Source organism: Streptomyces poonensis (assembly GCF_014650915.1).
GTDB lineage: Bacteria > Actinomycetota > Actinomycetes > Streptomycetales > Streptomycetaceae > Streptomyces > Streptomyces poonensis.
The window spans coordinates 73,662-88,924 of record NZ_BMVW01000022.1 but is presented as its reverse complement, the minus strand read 5'-3'; the positions used below and the strand labels follow the sequence as shown (position 1 = coordinate 88,924).

Below are 15,263 nucleotides of genomic sequence, written 5' to 3'. Positions count from 1 at the left end.
TCGCTGAGCGCCCCGCCGGTGGAGGAGGTCAAGGTCGGCACCCAGATCCTGGAGTCCCTCGGCCTGCGCGAGCGCGGCCTGGAGATCGTCTCCTGCCCGTCCTGCGGCCGGGCCCAGGTCGATGTCTACAAGCTGGCCGAGGAGGTCACCGCGGGCCTCACGGGCATGGAGGTGCCGCTGCGGGTCGCGGTCATGGGCTGTGTCGTCAACGGTCCCGGCGAGGCCCGTGAGGCCGACCTCGGGGTGGCCTCCGGCAACGGCAAGGGCCAGATCTTCGTGAAGGGCGAGGTCATCAAGACGGTGCCCGAGTCGAAGATCGTGGAGACCCTCATCGAGGAGGCGATGAAGATCGCCGAGCAGATGGAGTCCGAGGGCGTGACCTCGGGCGAGCCGACGGTGTCGGTGGCGGGCTGAGGCGACCGGGCGCGGCGGGGGTGCGCAGGCGGACCCGCCCGGACGAGCACGTCCGGGCGGAAACGTTCCTCCGCCCCCAGCCGGCCACCGGCCCCACGACCCGGCGCCCCACAGATCCGCCAGGTACAGTGCGGAGATCAGCGAACCCCACGATGAGGCCCCCCGCCCGTGTTGACGCAGACCACCACCCGGGTCCTCGAACCGAGTGACCTGGACGCCGCGCTCGCCGTCCTCGACCGCGAGCCGGTCACGAACGCCTTCGTGACGTCCCGGGTACAGGTCGCGGGCCTCGACCCCTGGCGGCTCGGCGGCGAGATGTGGGGCTGGTACGAGGACGGCATGCTCACGTCCCTGTGCTACGCGGGCGCCAACCTCGTCCCCATCTGCGCCACCCCGCGCGCGGTACGCGCCTTCGCCGACCGCGCCCGCCGAACCGGCCGCCGCTGCTCCTCCATCGTCGGCCCCGCCGAGCCCACCGCCCTGCTGTGGCGGCTGCTCGAACCGAGCTGGGGCCCCGCCCGCGAGGTCCGTGCCCACCAGCCGCTGATGGTCGCCGACCGGCTGCCTGACGGCATCACCCCGGACCCGTATGTGCGCCGCATCCGCAAGGACGAGATGGACACGATCATGCCGGCGTGCGTGGCGATGTTCACGGAGGAGGTCGGCGTCTCCCCGCTGGCCGGCGACGGCGGGCTGCTCTACCAGGCCCGGGTCGCCGAACTCGTCGGCTCCGGCCGCTCGTTCGCCCGCCTCGACGGCGACGGCAAGGTCGTCTTCAAGGCGGAGATCGGCGCGGCCACGCCCCAGGCCTGCCAGATCCAGGGTGTGTGGGTCGCCCCCGAGTACCGCGGCCGCGGCCTCGCGGTGCCCGGCATGGCCGCCGTCCTGCGCTATGCGCTGGCGGACGTGGCCCCGGTGGTGAGCCTGTACGTCAACGACTTCAACACACCCGCGCGCCGCACGTACCGGCGCGTCGGCTTCCAGGAGGTCGGCGCGTTCATGAGCGTCCTGTTCTGAGGAGCGAGTCCGCTCGCACCACGCGCACCCGAACAGCCGCTCGGGACCCCGTCCCCCGACGACGGCCCGCGCCCCCCTGTACTCTCCCCACATGCGCCTTCCCGGTCAGGCACACCGCCACCCCGACGACATCGTGATCGGCCCTGTCGACCTCTCCGCGCGCGTCGACGAGGCGCTCGCCGTGCAGGCCCTGGCCTTCGGGCTCGGCGCCGACGAGGTCGCCGTCCGCCGGCAGATCGTCCTGCGGCACCTGACCCACCCGGGCGCCCGCGCCCTCGGTGCCACCGTCCCCGGCGGAGACCTCGTCGGCTTCGTCTACGGCATGCCCAACGACCGGACGCACTGGTGGTCCACGGTCGTCGAGCCGTACCTGCGCGCGCGGGGCCACGAGTCCTGGCTGGACGACTCCTTCGTGATCACCGAGCTGCACGTGCACCCGCGGTACCAGAACCACGGCATCGGCCGGACCCTGATCACCGCCATCACGGACGGCGCCGCCGAGCCACGGTCGATCCTCTCCGCGATCGACATCGAGAGCCCGGCGCGCGGCCTGTACCGCTCGCTCGGCTACGAGGACCTGGCCCGGCAGGTGCTCTTCCCCAGCGCCCCGATGCCGTACGCCGTGATGGGTGCCCCGCTGCCCCTGCGCCGCAGGTAGCGCCGGATCTCGCGCCGCCTCCCGCGGCCGCGAGGGCTTATCGATTTCCGCCGTCCCGCACCGCGGGGCTAACCTCGTGGCCATCACCCTTACGCAGCAGGAGTCGAGAAACCATGGCCCAGGTCCAGCGCATGTCCCGTTTGATGGTCAAGACACTGCGTGACGACCCGGCGGACGCCGAGACGCTCAGCCACAAGCTGCTCGTCCGCGCGGGCTACGTGCGCCGCAACTCCGCCGGCATCTGGACCTGGCTGCCGCTCGGCAAGAAGGTCCTCGACAACATCTCCCGCGTGGTCCGCGAGGAGATGGACGCGATCGGCGCCCAGGAGGTCCTCCTCCCGGCCCTGCTGCCCAAGGAGCCGTACGAGGCCTCCGCCCGCTGGGAGGAGTACGGCGACCTGCTCTTCCGGCTGAAGGACCGGAAGGGCGGCGAGTACCTGCTCGGCCCGACCCACGAGGAGATCTTCACCCTGGTGGTGAAGGACCAGGCCTCGTCGTACAAGGACCTGCCGGTCATGCTGTACCAGATCCAGACCAAGTACCGGGACGAGGCCCGCCCGCGCTCCGGCGTGCTGCGCGGCCGCGAGTTCCAGATGAAGGACTCGTACTCCTTCGACACGACCGACGAGGGCCTGGCGGAGTCGTACCGCCTGCACCGCGAGGCGTACCAGAAGATCTTCGCCCGCCTGGGCATGGACTACCGCATCGTCTCCGCCGTCTCGGGCGCCATGGGCGGCTCCGCGTCGGAGGAGTTCCTCGCCCCCGCCGCGGCCGGCGAGGACACCTTCGTGGACTGCCCGAACTGCGACTACGCGGCCAACACGGAGGCCGTCACCTTCGCGCTGAAGCCGGTCGAGGGCGCGGAGCACCCGGCGGTCGAGGAACTCGACACCCCCGACACCCCGACCATCGAGACGCTCGCCGAGCACCTCGGCGTCCCGGCCTCCGCCACCCTCAAGAACCTGCTGGTGAAGGTCGACGGCGAGATCGTCGCCGTCGGCGTCCCGGGCGACCGTGAGGTCGACCTCGGCAAGCTGGGCGAGCACCTGGCCCCGGCGGTCGTCGAGCTCGTCACCGCCGAGGACTTCGAGGGCCGCGCGGACCTCGTCCGCGGCTACGTCGGCCCGCAGGGCCTGGAGAAGGTCCGCTACATCGCCGACCCGCGCGTCGCCCCCGGCACCTCCTGGATCACGGGCGCCAACAAGGAGGGCAAGCACGCGAAGAACGTGGTCGCCGGCCGGGACTTCCAGGTCGACGACTACCTCGACGTCGTCGTGGTCGAGGAGGGCGACCCCTGCCCGAAGTGCGGCACCGGCCTGAAGCTGGACCGCGCCATCGAGATCGGCCACATCTTCCAGCTGGGCCGCAAGTACGCCGACACCTTCCAGCTCGACGTCCTCGGCCAGAACGGCAAGCCGGTCCGCGTGACCATGGGCTCGTACGGCATCGGCGTCTCCCGCGCCGTGGCCGCGCTCGCCGAGCAGACGGCGGACGAGCAGGGTCTGTGCTGGCCGAAGGAGATCGCCCCGGCCGACGTCCACGTGGTCGCCGCGGGCAAGGCCCTCCAGACCGAACTGGCGCTGGAGGTCTCCGAGAAGCTCGGCGCCGCGGGCGTACGCGTCCTGGTGGACGACCGCGCGGGTGTCTCCCCGGGCGTGAAGTTCACCGACGCCGAACTGATCGGTGTCCCGCAGATCCTGGTGGCCGGCCGCCGCGCGGGCGACCGAGTCCTGGAGCTGAAGGACCGCCGCACCGGCGAGCGCGAGGAACTGACCGTGGACGAGGCGATCGCCCGCCTGTCGGCGTAGCGGCTTCGTCAGGACCCCTGCCGCGTGCGCGGCAGGGGTCTTCGCGTGTGCGCGGGGTCGTCGTCTGCGGGCCGGACGCCTCAGTCCGTGCGGGGAGGCAACGCCCCTCCGGCGTTCGGCGTTTGAGGAGCGGAAGGTCCGGGGCCGGTCCCCGGGGCGGGACGGGAAGGGGCGGCGGGGGCGAGAACCCCTACAGCCACCCCGCGAACTCCAGCAGCAGTTCCGCGTCCTGGGCCCGGCCCACCCGGCGGGCCCGCACACCCGACTCCACGGCGCGGAACAGCGTCCAGCCCCGCAGCCGTTCCTGGTCCACCTCCAGGGACTCGGCGAGCCGCTTCACCCGGCGGCGGGTGATGGACGCCCCCGACGGCGAGGCGATCAGGTCCTCCACCCGGTCCCGCACCAGCCGGGCCAGGTCGAAGGCGCTCTCGCCGACCACCGGATCCGGGCCGACGGCCAGCCACGGCATGCGCTCCCCGGCGAGGATCTTGCTCTGCCGGAAGGTCCCGTGCAGCAGCAGCTCCTCGGGCGGGGCGGCGAGCAGCTCCTCCCGGGCGGCGAGCGCCGCGTCGACCAGCGGCGCCACGTCCTCGTCGGCGTCCGCGTCCGCCCGCATGGCCTCCGCCTGCCGGCCCGTCCGCTCGGCAACGGTCTCGAAGATGTGCCCGGCGGGCGGCTCCACCCACAGCCGCCGCAGCGTCCCCGCGGCCTCCAGCAGGGCCCGTGCCTCGGGCAGGGACCGCACGGACAGGTCGGGCCGCAGCCGCTCCAGCAGCAGGACGCCCTGGCTGTCGTGCCCCGGGTCGAGCAGCCGTACCGCGCCCCGCCCGTCCCAGTGCGCGAGGGCCGCCCGCTCGCTCTCGGGCCGGGCACGGGGCGGTGCCAGCTTCAGCACGGCCGGGGTGCCGCCGGGCAGCCGCACCAGCAGCACGACGCTGCTGCGGCCGCCCGGCGCCTGGACCCGTTCGACGGTCAACTCGCGTAGAGCAACTGCCTGCTGAGCCAGCTCGGGCAGCTCCTCCAGCCAGTCGCCGGCCTCGTCGGCCCCGTGGTGCGGCGTCTCGGCGAGTGCCCGCACGACACGCCGCGGCGGTTCGAAAGCCATGCGCGAGTCGTTCCCTTCCCGGTCGGGTTCACGTGTGCGGTGCCGCCGACCGGTCCGGTGAGGCCGCCCGCTCGGCAAGACCAGGGAAGGCTACGCTCCCGTCCCGCCAGCGCACCGCCCGCACCGCCGCCTCGCGCAGCGCCTCGGCCGCCGCGCGCCTCCGGTCGCCCTCGGACGCCCGTACGAGATCGGAGTAGACCGCGGCCACCCGCTCCTCCAGCTCGGTGGCGAGGCGAACGGCGGAGCCGGAGTCCTCGACGGTGAAGGGGAGCGTGTACGCGGCGTCCGCGGCGACCGGGCTGCCGCCCAGGTCCCGCACGGCGCGCGCGAGCTCGTCACGCCGGGCGCGATGGGCGTCGTACCCGGCGTGCGCGTCGACCCGTCGGCTGTCGCCTATCCGGCCGCCCACGACGCCGTATCCGTACACCGCGGCATGCTCCGCCGCGAGCGCCGCCTGCAGCGCCCCGAGCTCCCCCGCCTGCCGTGTCTTCTCCGAGTCGCCCTTGCCTGCCGTGCCGCTCACTTCGCCCCCTCCTTCAGCAGAAACGCGTGCCCCGCCCCGGCCGCCGCCACGGACGCCATCAGCCGCGCCAGTTCGCCCGGCACCTCCAGCAGCGCCTTCGTCCGCCGGTCCGCGAGCTCCGTCTCGGCCGTCGCCAGCTGGGCGAGGGCGGACCCCGCTTCGGTGGGCACCGCGGAAGCCGAAGCGGAAGCGGAAGGAGCAGCGGAAGCGGAAGGGGAAGCCGATGCGGAAGCGGACGCCCGCTTGCCGTCGGGCACGCTGCCCCCGAACGCCTGCGCGTGCCGGACGACTTCGGCCCGCAGCGGCGTCAGCAGCTCCGTCAGCTCCGGATGCGCGGCGATCACGGCCGCGTACCGCTCGGCGAGCTCCGCGCTGTCCCGCGCCACACGCGCGCGTGCGCGCTTCAGGGCCGCGGAGTCGCCCCCGGCGGCTTGCGGATCGGAGTCGGACGTGCAGCCCACGAGCAGCACCGCTCCGGCGGCGCCGGCGAGCAGACTCCTTCTGCGCGGCCCCGACGGGGTGCGCGACGGCAGGGGAAACGGCACGGCGAGGTCCTCGGCATGGTCGTACGAACGGAAGACGAACGGACAAGCGGTTGACGTGTGATCACCGTACCCGTGCACCGGCGTACTGCCCGCACACCCGCGCGGTACCGGTCAGCGCGCCGCTCCGCCCGCCCCCGTGGTGCCGCGGTGGACCGCAACACCCCCCGGGACCGGATACCCTTTGACCTGACACGCGACCTTCCCACAACAGCACACGCGGCCGAGGAGTCACCCGGATGAGCACCACCCAGAACGAGAGGCTGCGAGAACTGCTCGAACCGCTCGTACGCTCCCAGGGCCTGGATCTCGAGGAGATCGCGGTGGACTCGGTCGGACGCAAGCGTGTGCTGCGTGTCGTCGTCGACTCCGACACGGGCGCCGATCTGGACGCCGTCGCCGAGGTGAGCCGCGCGCTCTCGGCGAAGCTCGACGAGACGGACGCGATGGGCCAGGGCGAGTACACCCTGGAGGTCGGTACCCCGGGCGCCGAGCGCGCCCTCACCGAGCACCGGCACTACGTACGTGCCACCGGCCGTCTGGTGAAGTTCCAGCTGCGCGAGGGCGGCGACCTGGTCGCGAGAATCCTCGCCGTGCACGAGGACGGCCTCGACCTGGAGGTCCCCGGGGTGAAGGGCCGCAAGGCCACCACCCGCAGGCTCGCCCTCGCCGACGTCGACAAGGCGCGTGTCCAGGTCGAGTTCAACCGCAAGACCGACGACGGCAACGTCGGCGACGACATCGAGAACATGAAGGAAGAGGAGGAGGCGTAGCCGTGGACATCGACATGAGTGCCCTGCGGGGCTTGGTACGGGAGAAGGAGATCTCCTTCGACCTGCTGGTCGAGGCGTTGGAGTCGGCCCTCCTCATCGCCTACCACCGCACCGAGGGAAGCCGCCGCCACGCGCGCGTGGAGCTCAACCGGGAGACCGGCCATGTGACCGTGTGGGCGAAGGAGGACCCCGAGGACCTGGAGGAGGGACAGGAGGCGCGCGAGTTCGACGACACACCGTCGGGCTTCGGCCGCATCGCCGCCACCACCGCCAAGCAGGTCATCCTGCAGCGTCTGCGGGACGCCGAGGACGACGCCACGCTCGGCGAGTACGCCGGCCGTGAGGGCGACATCGTCACCGGTGTCGTCCAGCAGGGCCGCGACCCGAAGAACGTGCTCGTCGACATCGGCAAGCTGGAGGCCATCCTGCCGGTGCAGGAGCAGGTCCCCGGCGAGTCGTACCAGCACGGCATGCGCCTGCGCAGCTACGTCGTCCGGGTGGCCAAGGGTGTGCGCGGTCCCTCCGTGACGCTCTCGCGCACGCACCCCAACCTGGTGAAGAAGCTCTTCGCGCTCGAGGTGCCGGAGATCGCCGACGGTTCGGTGGAGATCGCCGCCATCGCGCGTGAGGCCGGTCACCGTACGAAGATCGCCGTCCGCTCCACGCGCAGCGGCCTGAACGCCAAGGGCGCCTGCATCGGCCCCATGGGCGGCCGGGTGCGCAACGTCATGGGCGAGCTGAACGGCGAGAAGATCGACATCGTCGACTGGTCGGACGACCCGGCCGAGATGGTGGCGAACGCCCTCTCCCCGGCCCGGGTCTCCAAGGTCGAGGTCGTGGACCTCGCGGCCCGCTCCGCGCGCGTGACGGTCCCCGACTACCAGCTGTCGCTGGCGATCGGCAAGGAGGGGCAGAACGCCCGCCTCGCCGCCCGGCTCACCGGGTGGCGGATCGACATCCGCCCGGACACCGAGCAGCAGTCCGGCTGACGCATCCGACCTCCGGCCGGCCCGAATGGATCGCCCGCGATCAGGGAAACAGGAGGGCGGGACGGTCCGGTCGCCCTGCGGGCGACCGGCCAGGACGACCGGCCGGAGGGCCGACAGGCAAGCACGGGCCGGCCCCCGGCAAGGTGGTCGGTCGGGAATGAATCTGAGACGAAGGTCGCTCAGATCACGTCAGGTTCGTGCACGGCAACTGTTCGATCACCGCCCCGAAGGGGTGGTGTCGGTGCGGGGAGGTAGACTTGGAAGTGTCTGGCCGGACGCTTGCCCGCGCACGCCCTGAACGCACCTGTGTGGGGTGTCGGGAGCGAGCAGCCAAGGCCGATCTGTTGCGGATCGTGGCGATCGAGGAACACTGCGTTCCCGATCCTCGCGGTACGCTGCCCGGCCGGGGTGCCTACATCCACCCCGCCCCTGTCTGTCTCGACCAGGCGGTACGCCGCCGGGCGTTCCCACGGGCGCTGCGTGTCCCGGGACCGCTCGACACAAAGGCGTTGCGCCATCACGTCGAGCAGACGGACAGTTGCTGAGCAGGCAACACCGTAAGACGTGCCGCACGGAACCCCGTGCGGCTCTGGTACCTCGCGAGTCGAAAGCAGGTCGAGATTGCGATGAGCACTCGATGAGTACGCGATGAGTACGCCCATGAAGTAGCGACGGTCCGGACGCAACCCGGACCTCAAAGGAGCGAAGTGGCTAAGGTCCGGGTATACGAACTCGCCAAGGAGTTCGGTGTGGAGAGCAAGGTCGTCATGGCCAAGCTCCAGGAACTCGGTGAATTCGTCCGTTCGGCGTCCTCGACGATCGAGGCCCCCGTTGTACGCAAGCTGACTGATGCCCTCCAGCAGGGCAACGGGGGCGCCAAGCAGGGCGCCCCCCGTAAGGCTGCCCCGGCGAAGCCGGCAGCCCCCACCCCCGCGCAGGCCGCGCGTCCGGCCGCGCCGCGCCCGGGTCCGGCCGCACCCAAGCCGCCCGCGGCCGAGAAGCCCGCGGCCCCGGCTCCGGGCCCGCGTCCCACGCCCGGCCCGAAGCCCGCGCCGCGGCCCGCCCCGGCGTCCCCGGCTCCGACCGCGCCCGAGTTCACGGCGCCCCCGTCGCCGTCCGCGGCTCCGGCCCCGCGCCCGGGTGCCCGTCCCGGCCCCGGCGGTCCGAAGCCCGGTGCCCGTCCGGGTGGCCAGGGCGGTCAGGGCGGTCAGGGTCAGGCCCCGCGTCCCGGCGGCCAGCGTCCGGGTGGTGACCGGGGTGCGCCGCGTCCCGGTGCCCGTCCGGCAGGCCCGCGTCCGGGCAACAACCCCTTCACGTCCGGCGGCTCCACCGGCATGGCGCGCCCGCAGGCGCCCCGTCCGGGCGGCGCTCCGCGTCCCGGCGGCCCCGGTGCTCCGGGCGCCCCGCGTCCGCAGGCCGGCCAGGGCGGCCAGGGCGGTCCCCGTCCGCAGGGTGCGGCCGGCGGTCCGCGTCCGCAGGCTCCGGGCGGTCCCCGCCCGACCCCGGGCAGCATGCCCCGCCCGCAGGGCGGTCCGCGTCCCGGCGGCGGTCCCGGCGGCCCCCGTCCGAACCCCGGCATGATGCCGCAGCGTCCCGCTGCCGGCCCGCGTCCCGGCGGTGGCCCCGGCGGCCGCGGTCCGGGCGGTGCGGGTCGTCCCGGCGGCGCCGGCCGTCCCGCTGGCGGCGGCTTCGCCGGCCGTCCGGGCGGTGGCGGCGGTGCCGGTCGTCCCGGTGGCGGCGGCGGCTTCGCCGGTCGTCCCGGTGGTGGCGGTGGCGGCGGCTTCGGTGGCGGCGGTGGCCGTCCCGGCTTCGGTGGCCGTCCCGGCGGTCCGGGTGGCCGTGGTGGCACGCAGGGCGCCTTCGGCCGTCCCGGTGGTCCCGCGCGCCGTGGCCGCAAGTCGAAGCGGCAGAGGCGCCAGGAGTACGAGGCCATGCAGGCCCCGTCGGTCGGCGGCGTGATGCTGCCTCGCGGCAACGGCGAGTCCATTCGCCTGTCGCGCGGTGCGTCGCTCACCGACTTCGCGGAGAAGATCAACGCCAACCCGGCGTCGCTCGTCGCGGTCATGATGAACCTCGGCGAGATGGTCACCGCGACCCAGTCCGTCTCCGACGAGACGCTCCAGCTCCTCGCCGACGAGATGAACTACACGGTTCAGATCGTCAGCCCGGAGGAGGAGGACCGCGAGCTGCTCGAGTCCTTCGACCTGGAGTTCGGTGAGGACGAGGGCGGCGAGGAGGACCTCGTGGTCCGCCCGCCGGTGGTCACCGTCATGGGTCACGTCGACCACGGTAAGACCCGCCTGCTCGACGCCATCCGCAAGACGAACGTCATCGCGGGCGAGGCCGGTGGCATCACCCAGCACATCGGTGCCTACCAGGTCACGACCGAGGTCAACGAAGAGGATCGCAAGATCACCTTCATCGACACCCCGGGTCACGAGGCGTTCACCGCCATGCGTGCCCGTGGTGCGAAGTCGACCGACATCGCGATCCTGGTGGTCGCGGCCAACGACGGCGTCATGCCGCAGACGGTCGAGGCGCTGAACCACGCCAAGGCGGCCGACGTCCCGATCGTCGTCGCGGTCAACAAGATCGACGTCGAGGGCGCGGACCCGACCAAGGTGCGCGGTCAGCTGACCGAGTACGGCCTGGTGGCCGAGGAGTACGGCGGCGACACGATGTTCGTCGACATCTCCGCCAAGCAGGGTCTGCACATCGACTCGCTGCTGGAGGCCGTGATCCTGACGGCCGACGCCTCGCTCGACCTGCGGGCCAACCCGACGCAGGACGCGCAGGGCATCTCGATCGAGTCCCGCCTCGACCGCGGCCGTGGTGCCGTGGCGACGGTCCTCGTGCAGCGAGGCACCCTGCGGGTCGGCGACACGATGGTGGTCGGCGACGCGTACGGCCGCGTCCGGGCGATGCTCGACGACAACGGCAACAACGTGGCCGAGGCCGGCCCGTCGACGCCGGTCCAGGTCCTGGGCCTGACCAACGTCCCGGGTGCGGGCGACAACTTCATCGTCGTCGACGAGGACCGTACGGCCCGTCAGATCGCCGAGAAGCGCGCCGCCCGTGAGCGGAACGCCGCGTTCGCCAAGCGCACGCGCCGCGTCTCCCTCGAGGACCTGGACAAGGTGCTCAAGGCCGGCGAGGTCCAGCAGCTCAACCTCATCATCAAGGGTGACGCTTCTGGTTCCGTCGAGGCCCTGGAGTCCTCCCTGCTCCAGCTCGACGTCGGCGAAGAGGTCGACATCCGCGTCCTGCACCGCGGCGTCGGTGCGGTCACGGAGTCGGACATCGACCTGGCGATGGGCTCGGACGCCATCGTGATCGGCTTCAATGTGCGCGCCGCCGGGCGTGCGCAGCAGATGGCCGAGCGCGAGGGTGTGGACGTCCGCTACTACTCGGTCATCTACCAGGCGATCGAGGAGATCGAGGCGGCCCTCAAGGGCATGCTCAAGCCGGAGTACGAGGAGGTCGAGCTCGGCACGGCGGAGATCCGCGAGGTCTTCCGGTCGTCCAAGCTGGGCAACATCGCGGGTGTGCTCATCCGCTCCGGCGAGGTCAAGCGCAACACCAAGGCGCGCCTCCTCCGCGACGGCAAGGTCATCGCGGAGAACCTCACCATCGAGGGCCTGCGTCGCTTCAAGGACGACGTCACCGAGATCCGCGAAGGCTTCGAGGGCGGTATCAACCTCGGAAACTTCAACGACATCAAGATCGACGACGTCATCGCGACGTACGAGATGCGGGAGAAGCCGCGCGTCTGACGCCTGCGGCGAGCTGAACCGGGCTGGGGTTGCCCGGCAGGGACACCGTTCCCTGCCGGGCGGCCCCGACCGGCTTTTCCGCGCCCCCCAGCCCCCGCTCCCGGAGGCCGGGGCGCGACCCTCGAGAGACGGACCGGGCAGAGGAGGCGGGGGAGAAACCCCGTCGAGCGCCCGGCCCGTTCGTTGTACGGTTTCGGTGTCCCTGCCCATACGGATGGGGGGGCCATCGATCCCGGACCGGCGGGTCATCCGGACACATATGTACGTGGGGACTCTGTCCTTCGATCTCCTGCTCGGCGACGTCCGGTCGCTGAAGGAGAAGCGCTCCGTCGTCCGCCCGATCGTGGCCGAGCTCCAGCGAAGATTCGCGGTGAGCGCGGCAGAGGTCGACCATATGGACCTGTACCGCCGGGCCGGCATCGGCCTGGCGGTGGTCTCCGGCGACGCGGGACATCTGACCGACGTACTCGACCGGTGCGAGCGGATGGTCGCCGCCCGCCCGGAGGTGGAGCTGCTCTCGGTGCGGCGCCGCATCCACGGCGACGACGACTGAACGACCGCGAACCAGGAACACAGAACAACAGCAGGAAGAACGAGGAGACGGACCAGTGGCCGACAACGCGCGGGCTAAGAGGCTGGCGGACCTCATCCGAGAGGTGGTGGCCCAGAAGCTGCAGCGCGGGATCAAGGACCCGCGGCTCGGCTCCCACGTCACCATCACCGACACCCGGGTCACGGGTGACCTCCGGGAGGCGACCGTCTTCTACACGGTGTACGGGGACGACGAGGAGCGCGCGGCCGCCGCCGCGGGCCTGGAGAGCGCCAAGGGCATCCTCCGGTCCGAGGTCGGCCGGGCGGCGGGCGTGAAGTTCACGCCGACCCTCACCTTCGTCGCGGACGCCCTCCCGGACACCGCCAAGAACATCGAGGACCTCCTCGACCGGGCGCGCGCCTCCGACGCGGCGGTGCGCCAGGCGGCCTCCGGCGCGAAGTACGCCGGGGAGGCCGACCCGTACAAGAAGCCGGGTGACGACGAGGACGACACCGCCGAATGACCCAGAAAACCACCACGCCCGACGGCCTTGTCATCGTCGACAAGCCGTCGGGCTTCACTTCGCACGACGTCGTGGCCAAGATGCGCGGGATCGCGCGGACCCGTCGCGTCGGCCACGCCGGAACCCTCGACCCGATGGCGACCGGTGTGCTCGTCCTCGGCGTCGAGCGGGCGACCAAGCTCCTCGGTCACCTCGCCCTGACCGAGAAGGAGTACCTCGGTACCGTCCGGCTCGGCCAGACCACGGTCACCGACGACGCCGAGGGCGAGATCACCTCGTCCACGGACGCCTCCGCGGTGACCCGGGAGGCCGTCGACGCCGGCATCGCCGAGCTGACCGGCGACATCATGCAGGTGCCGTCCAAGGTCAGCGCCATCAAGATCAACGGCGTGCGCTCGTACAAGCGGGCGCGTGAGGGCGAGGAGTTCGAGATTCCGGCCCGGCCGGTGACCGTCTCCTCCTTCACCGTGTACGACGTCCGGGACGCCGTCGCCGAGGACGGCACCCCGGTGCTGGATCTCGTCGTGTCGGTCGTCTGCTCCTCCGGCACCTACATCCGGGCCCTCGCCCGGGACCTGGGGGCCGGCCTCGGCGTGGGCGGGCATCTCACGGCCCTGCGCCGGACGCGCGTCGGGCCGTACCGGCTGGACGCGGCGAAGACCCTGGACCGGCTCCAGGAGGAGCTCACCGTCATGCCCGTCGCGGAGGCTGCCGCCGCCGCGTTCCGGCGCTGGGACGTGGACGCCAAGCGTGCGCGGCTGCTGCTGAACGGCGTACGGCTGGAGATGCCCGAGACGTACGCGGGTGCCGGACCCGTGGCGGTCTTCGACCCGGAAGGCCGGTTCCTGGCACTGGTCGAGGAGCACCGGGGCAAGGCCAAGAGCCTCGCCGTGTTCGGCTGAGACGGAGCTGGAGACGGAGCCCGGGCTCCGGGCTCCGTGAGCGGTGGGTGTGTTGCCCGTGGAGCGGCGATCACGGGGATTCCTGATGCGCCGCTCCACGGTCCCCCTCGGTTCCCCCACCCAGAGGTGTATCCATCCGCTCTTGACTATTCACCCCAATGAGCAGGCGCTCGGAGTGAGCGGAGGGAGTGGAAGGGGGCGCGTTCACAACCCACTGCATACGCGGCAGCCTCATGGCCGACGCGCCCGGTCCAGGCGAGCGCCGGCTTCCCGCGCGCGTGCCGCCCGTCACAGCCACCATGCCGGTGCAAGCCGTGGGCACCCGGCATGGCACCCTTAGACCTGCGGATGAGCAACTACGGACACGGTTCCGGACACGGGTTCGGAACGTTCGACAAGGAGCAGTCACAGTGCAGCGCTGGCGTGGCTTGGAGGAGATCCCCCAGGACTGGGGGCGCAGCGTCGTCACCATCGGCTCCTACGACGGAGTGCACCGCGGGCACCAGCTGATCATCAGGCATGCCGTGGAGCGCGCCCGTGAGCTGGGCGTCCCCTCCGTCGTCGTCACCTTCGACCCGCACCCCAGCGAGGTCGTCCGACCCGGCAGCCACCCCCCGCTGCTCGCCCCGCACCACCGCCGCGCCGAACTGATGACGGAGCTGGGCGTCGACGCGGTGCTCGTCCTGCCGTTCACGACGGAGTTCTCGCGGCTGTCGCCGGCCGACTTCGTGGTCAAGGTCCTGGTCGACAAGTTGCACGCCAAGGCCGTCGTCGAGGGCCCGAACTTCCGGTTCGGCCACAAGGCGGCGGGTGACGTGGCGTTCCTGACCGAGCAGGGCAAGACGTACGACTTCGAGGTCGAGGTCGTCGACCTGTACGTGTCGGGCGAGGCGGGCGGCGGCGAGCCGTTCTCCTCGACGCTGACCCGGCGCCTGGTGGCCGAGGGCGACGTCGAGGGCGCCCGTGAGATCCTCGGCCGCCCGCACCGCGTGGAGGGCGTCGTCGTACGAGGGGCCCAGCGCGGGCGGGAGTTGGGTTTCCCGACCGCCAACGTCGAGACACTGCCGCACACCGCCATTCCGGCCGACGGCGTGTACGCGGGCTGGCTGCACGCTGGGGGCGAGGCCATGCCCGCCGCCATCTCCGTCGGCACGAACCCGCAGTTCGACGGCACCGAGCGGACCGTCGAGGCGTACGCCATCGACCGGGTGGGGCTGGACCTGTACGGTCTGCACGCCGCCGTCGACTTCCTCGCCTATGTGCGCGGGCAGCAGAAGTTCGACTCGCTGGAATCGCTGCTGGAGGCGATGGCGGTGGACGTGAAGCGCTGCCGCGAACTGATCGAGGCCGCGGAAGGCACCGCTGCCTGAGCGCTTGCAGCGTGCAAAGTCCCTGCCCCTGGGCCCAGTTGTAGACTTCCCCCGCCCATACGGCCAGTGGAACGGAGCGAACCCGGTGGCGACCGAGCAGGAGAAGGAAGCGCTGTACGCCATGGACATCAGCGGCGCCGAGTGGGTCGGCTCCCCTGATGGACCCCAGGACGAGCGGGTGGAGATCGCCTATCTGGAAGGCGGTGCCGTCGCGATGCGCAATTCCGCGGACCCCGACACGGTCCTCCGTTACACCGCGGCGGAGTGGCGGGCGTTCGTGCTCGGCGCGCGCGACGGGGAGTTCGACCTGCAGCAGTGAGATGCGTTTCGTACG

At 72.0% G+C, this 15,263-nt stretch carries 15 protein-coding genes and 1 pseudogene; 13 read left to right on the top strand and 3 right to left on the bottom strand.

Features of this window, described 5'->3' with window-relative positions; translation table 11 throughout:
• The 4 genes and pseudogenes from IE242_RS34385 to IE242_RS34370 form a co-directional block, all read left to right on the top strand.
• Positions 1–414, top strand: a pseudogene (locus IE242_RS34385) (flavodoxin-dependent (E)-4-hydroxy-3-methylbut-2-enyl-diphosphate synthase); the annotation flags it as partial.
• 168 nt (positions 415–582) lie between these two features.
• The gene (locus tag IE242_RS34380) at positions 583–1,431 is read left to right on the top strand and encodes a GNAT family N-acetyltransferase (RefSeq protein ID WP_189866494.1); all 849 of its coding nucleotides are present in this window, start codon (positions 583–585) and stop codon (positions 1,429–1,431) included.
• A gap of 91 nt (positions 1,432–1,522) precedes the next feature.
• On the top strand, positions 1,523–2,089 hold the full coding sequence (locus tag IE242_RS34375) for a GNAT family N-acetyltransferase (protein ID WP_189866492.1): 567 nt from the start codon (positions 1,523–1,525) through the stop codon (positions 2,087–2,089).
• 113 nt (positions 2,090–2,202) lie between these two features.
• Positions 2,203–3,897, top strand: a complete 1,695-nt coding sequence (locus IE242_RS34370) for a proline--tRNA ligase (protein ID WP_189866490.1) — start codon at positions 2,203–2,205, stop codon at positions 3,895–3,897.
• A gap of 190 nt (positions 3,898–4,087) precedes the next feature.
• Here the strand turns inward: IE242_RS34370 and IE242_RS34365 are convergent, their stop codons facing one another.
• From IE242_RS34365 to IE242_RS34355, 3 genes are read right to left on the bottom strand one after another with little or no spacing between them, the layout of a single operon-like run.
• Positions 4,088–5,002 carry an aminoglycoside phosphotransferase family protein gene (locus IE242_RS34365; protein WP_189866489.1) on the bottom strand — a complete coding sequence of 305 codons (915 nt, stop codon included), beginning with the start codon at positions 5,000–5,002 and terminating at the stop codon, positions 4,088–4,090.
• A 28-nt stretch (positions 5,003–5,030) separates the two neighbouring features.
• Positions 5,031–5,525, bottom strand: a complete 495-nt coding sequence (locus IE242_RS34360; RefSeq protein ID WP_189866487.1) for a ferritin-like domain-containing protein — start codon at positions 5,523–5,525, stop codon at positions 5,031–5,033.
• Positions 5,522–6,070, bottom strand: coding sequence for a hypothetical protein (locus tag IE242_RS34355; protein ID WP_189866486.1), 549 nt, complete (start codon positions 6,068–6,070; stop codon positions 5,522–5,524). The genes IE242_RS34360 and IE242_RS34355 overlap by 4 nt, the downstream gene beginning before the upstream one ends.
• Before the next feature lie 236 nt (positions 6,071–6,306).
• On the opposite strand from IE242_RS34355, the gene rimP reads away from it, so the two are divergent.
• From rimP to IE242_RS34310, 9 genes are all read left to right on the top strand, one after another.
• Positions 6,307–6,840, top strand: a complete 534-nt coding sequence (rimP, locus tag IE242_RS34350) for a ribosome maturation factor RimP (protein WP_189866484.1) — start codon at positions 6,307–6,309, stop codon at positions 6,838–6,840.
• A gap of 2 nt (positions 6,841–6,842) precedes the next feature.
• A complete protein-coding gene (gene nusA / locus IE242_RS34345) occupies positions 6,843–7,829 on the top strand; it encodes a transcription termination factor NusA (protein ID WP_189866482.1) in 987 nt (328 codons plus the stop codon).
• 263 nt (positions 7,830–8,092) lie between these two features.
• A complete protein-coding gene (locus IE242_RS34340; RefSeq protein WP_189866509.1) occupies positions 8,093–8,374 on the top strand; it encodes a YlxR family protein in 282 nt (93 codons plus the stop codon).
• A 162-nt stretch (positions 8,375–8,536) separates the two neighbouring features.
• Positions 8,537–11,602 (top strand): translation initiation factor IF-2, encoded by a 3,066-nt coding sequence (gene infB, locus IE242_RS34335; RefSeq protein ID WP_189866480.1) that lies wholly within the window; start codon positions 8,537–8,539, stop codon positions 11,600–11,602.
• 259 nt (positions 11,603–11,861) lie between these two features.
• Positions 11,862–12,155, top strand: coding sequence for a DUF503 domain-containing protein (locus tag IE242_RS34330; protein ID WP_189866478.1), 294 nt, complete (start codon positions 11,862–11,864; stop codon positions 12,153–12,155).
• Positions 12,156–12,210: 55 nt separating this feature from the next.
• The gene (gene rbfA / locus IE242_RS34325; RefSeq protein WP_189866476.1) at positions 12,211–12,657 is read left to right on the top strand and encodes a 30S ribosome-binding factor RbfA; all 447 of its coding nucleotides are present in this window, start codon (positions 12,211–12,213) and stop codon (positions 12,655–12,657) included.
• Positions 12,654–13,559 carry a tRNA pseudouridine(55) synthase TruB gene (truB, locus tag IE242_RS34320; protein WP_189866474.1) on the top strand — a complete coding sequence of 302 codons (906 nt, stop codon included), beginning with the start codon at positions 12,654–12,656 and terminating at the stop codon, positions 13,557–13,559. Before rbfA ends, truB begins: the two co-directional genes overlap by 4 nt.
• 410 nt (positions 13,560–13,969) lie before the next feature.
• Entirely contained in the window at positions 13,970–14,929 is a 960-nt protein-coding gene (locus IE242_RS34315; RefSeq protein WP_189866472.1) for a bifunctional riboflavin kinase/FAD synthetase, read from the top strand.
• 85 nt (positions 14,930–15,014) lie between these two features.
• Positions 15,015–15,248 (top strand): DUF397 domain-containing protein, encoded by a 234-nt coding sequence (locus IE242_RS34310; RefSeq protein ID WP_189866470.1) that lies wholly within the window; start codon positions 15,015–15,017, stop codon positions 15,246–15,248.
• Positions 15,249–15,263 lie beyond the last annotated feature (15 nt).

Bases quoted from the DNA above. Each gene is read 5' to 3' on its own strand.
- IE242_RS34375 (WP_189866492.1), top strand. From the start codon at position 1,523: ATGCGCCTTCCCGGTCAGGCACACCGCCACCCCGACGACATCGTGATC.
- IE242_RS34370 (WP_189866490.1), top strand. From the start codon at position 2,203: ATGGCCCAGGTCCAGCGCATGTCCCGTTTGATGGTCAAGACACTGCGT.
- IE242_RS34365 (WP_189866489.1), bottom strand. From the start codon at position 5,002: ATGGCTTTCGAACCGCCGCGGCGTGTCGTGCGGGCACTCGCCGAGACG.
- rimP (WP_189866484.1), top strand. From the start codon at position 6,307: ATGAGCACCACCCAGAACGAGAGGCTGCGAGAACTGCTCGAACCGCTC.
- IE242_RS34330 (WP_189866478.1), top strand. From the start codon at position 11,862: ATGTACGTGGGGACTCTGTCCTTCGATCTCCTGCTCGGCGACGTCCGG.
- truB (WP_189866474.1), top strand. From the start codon at position 12,654: ATGACCCAGAAAACCACCACGCCCGACGGCCTTGTCATCGTCGACAAG.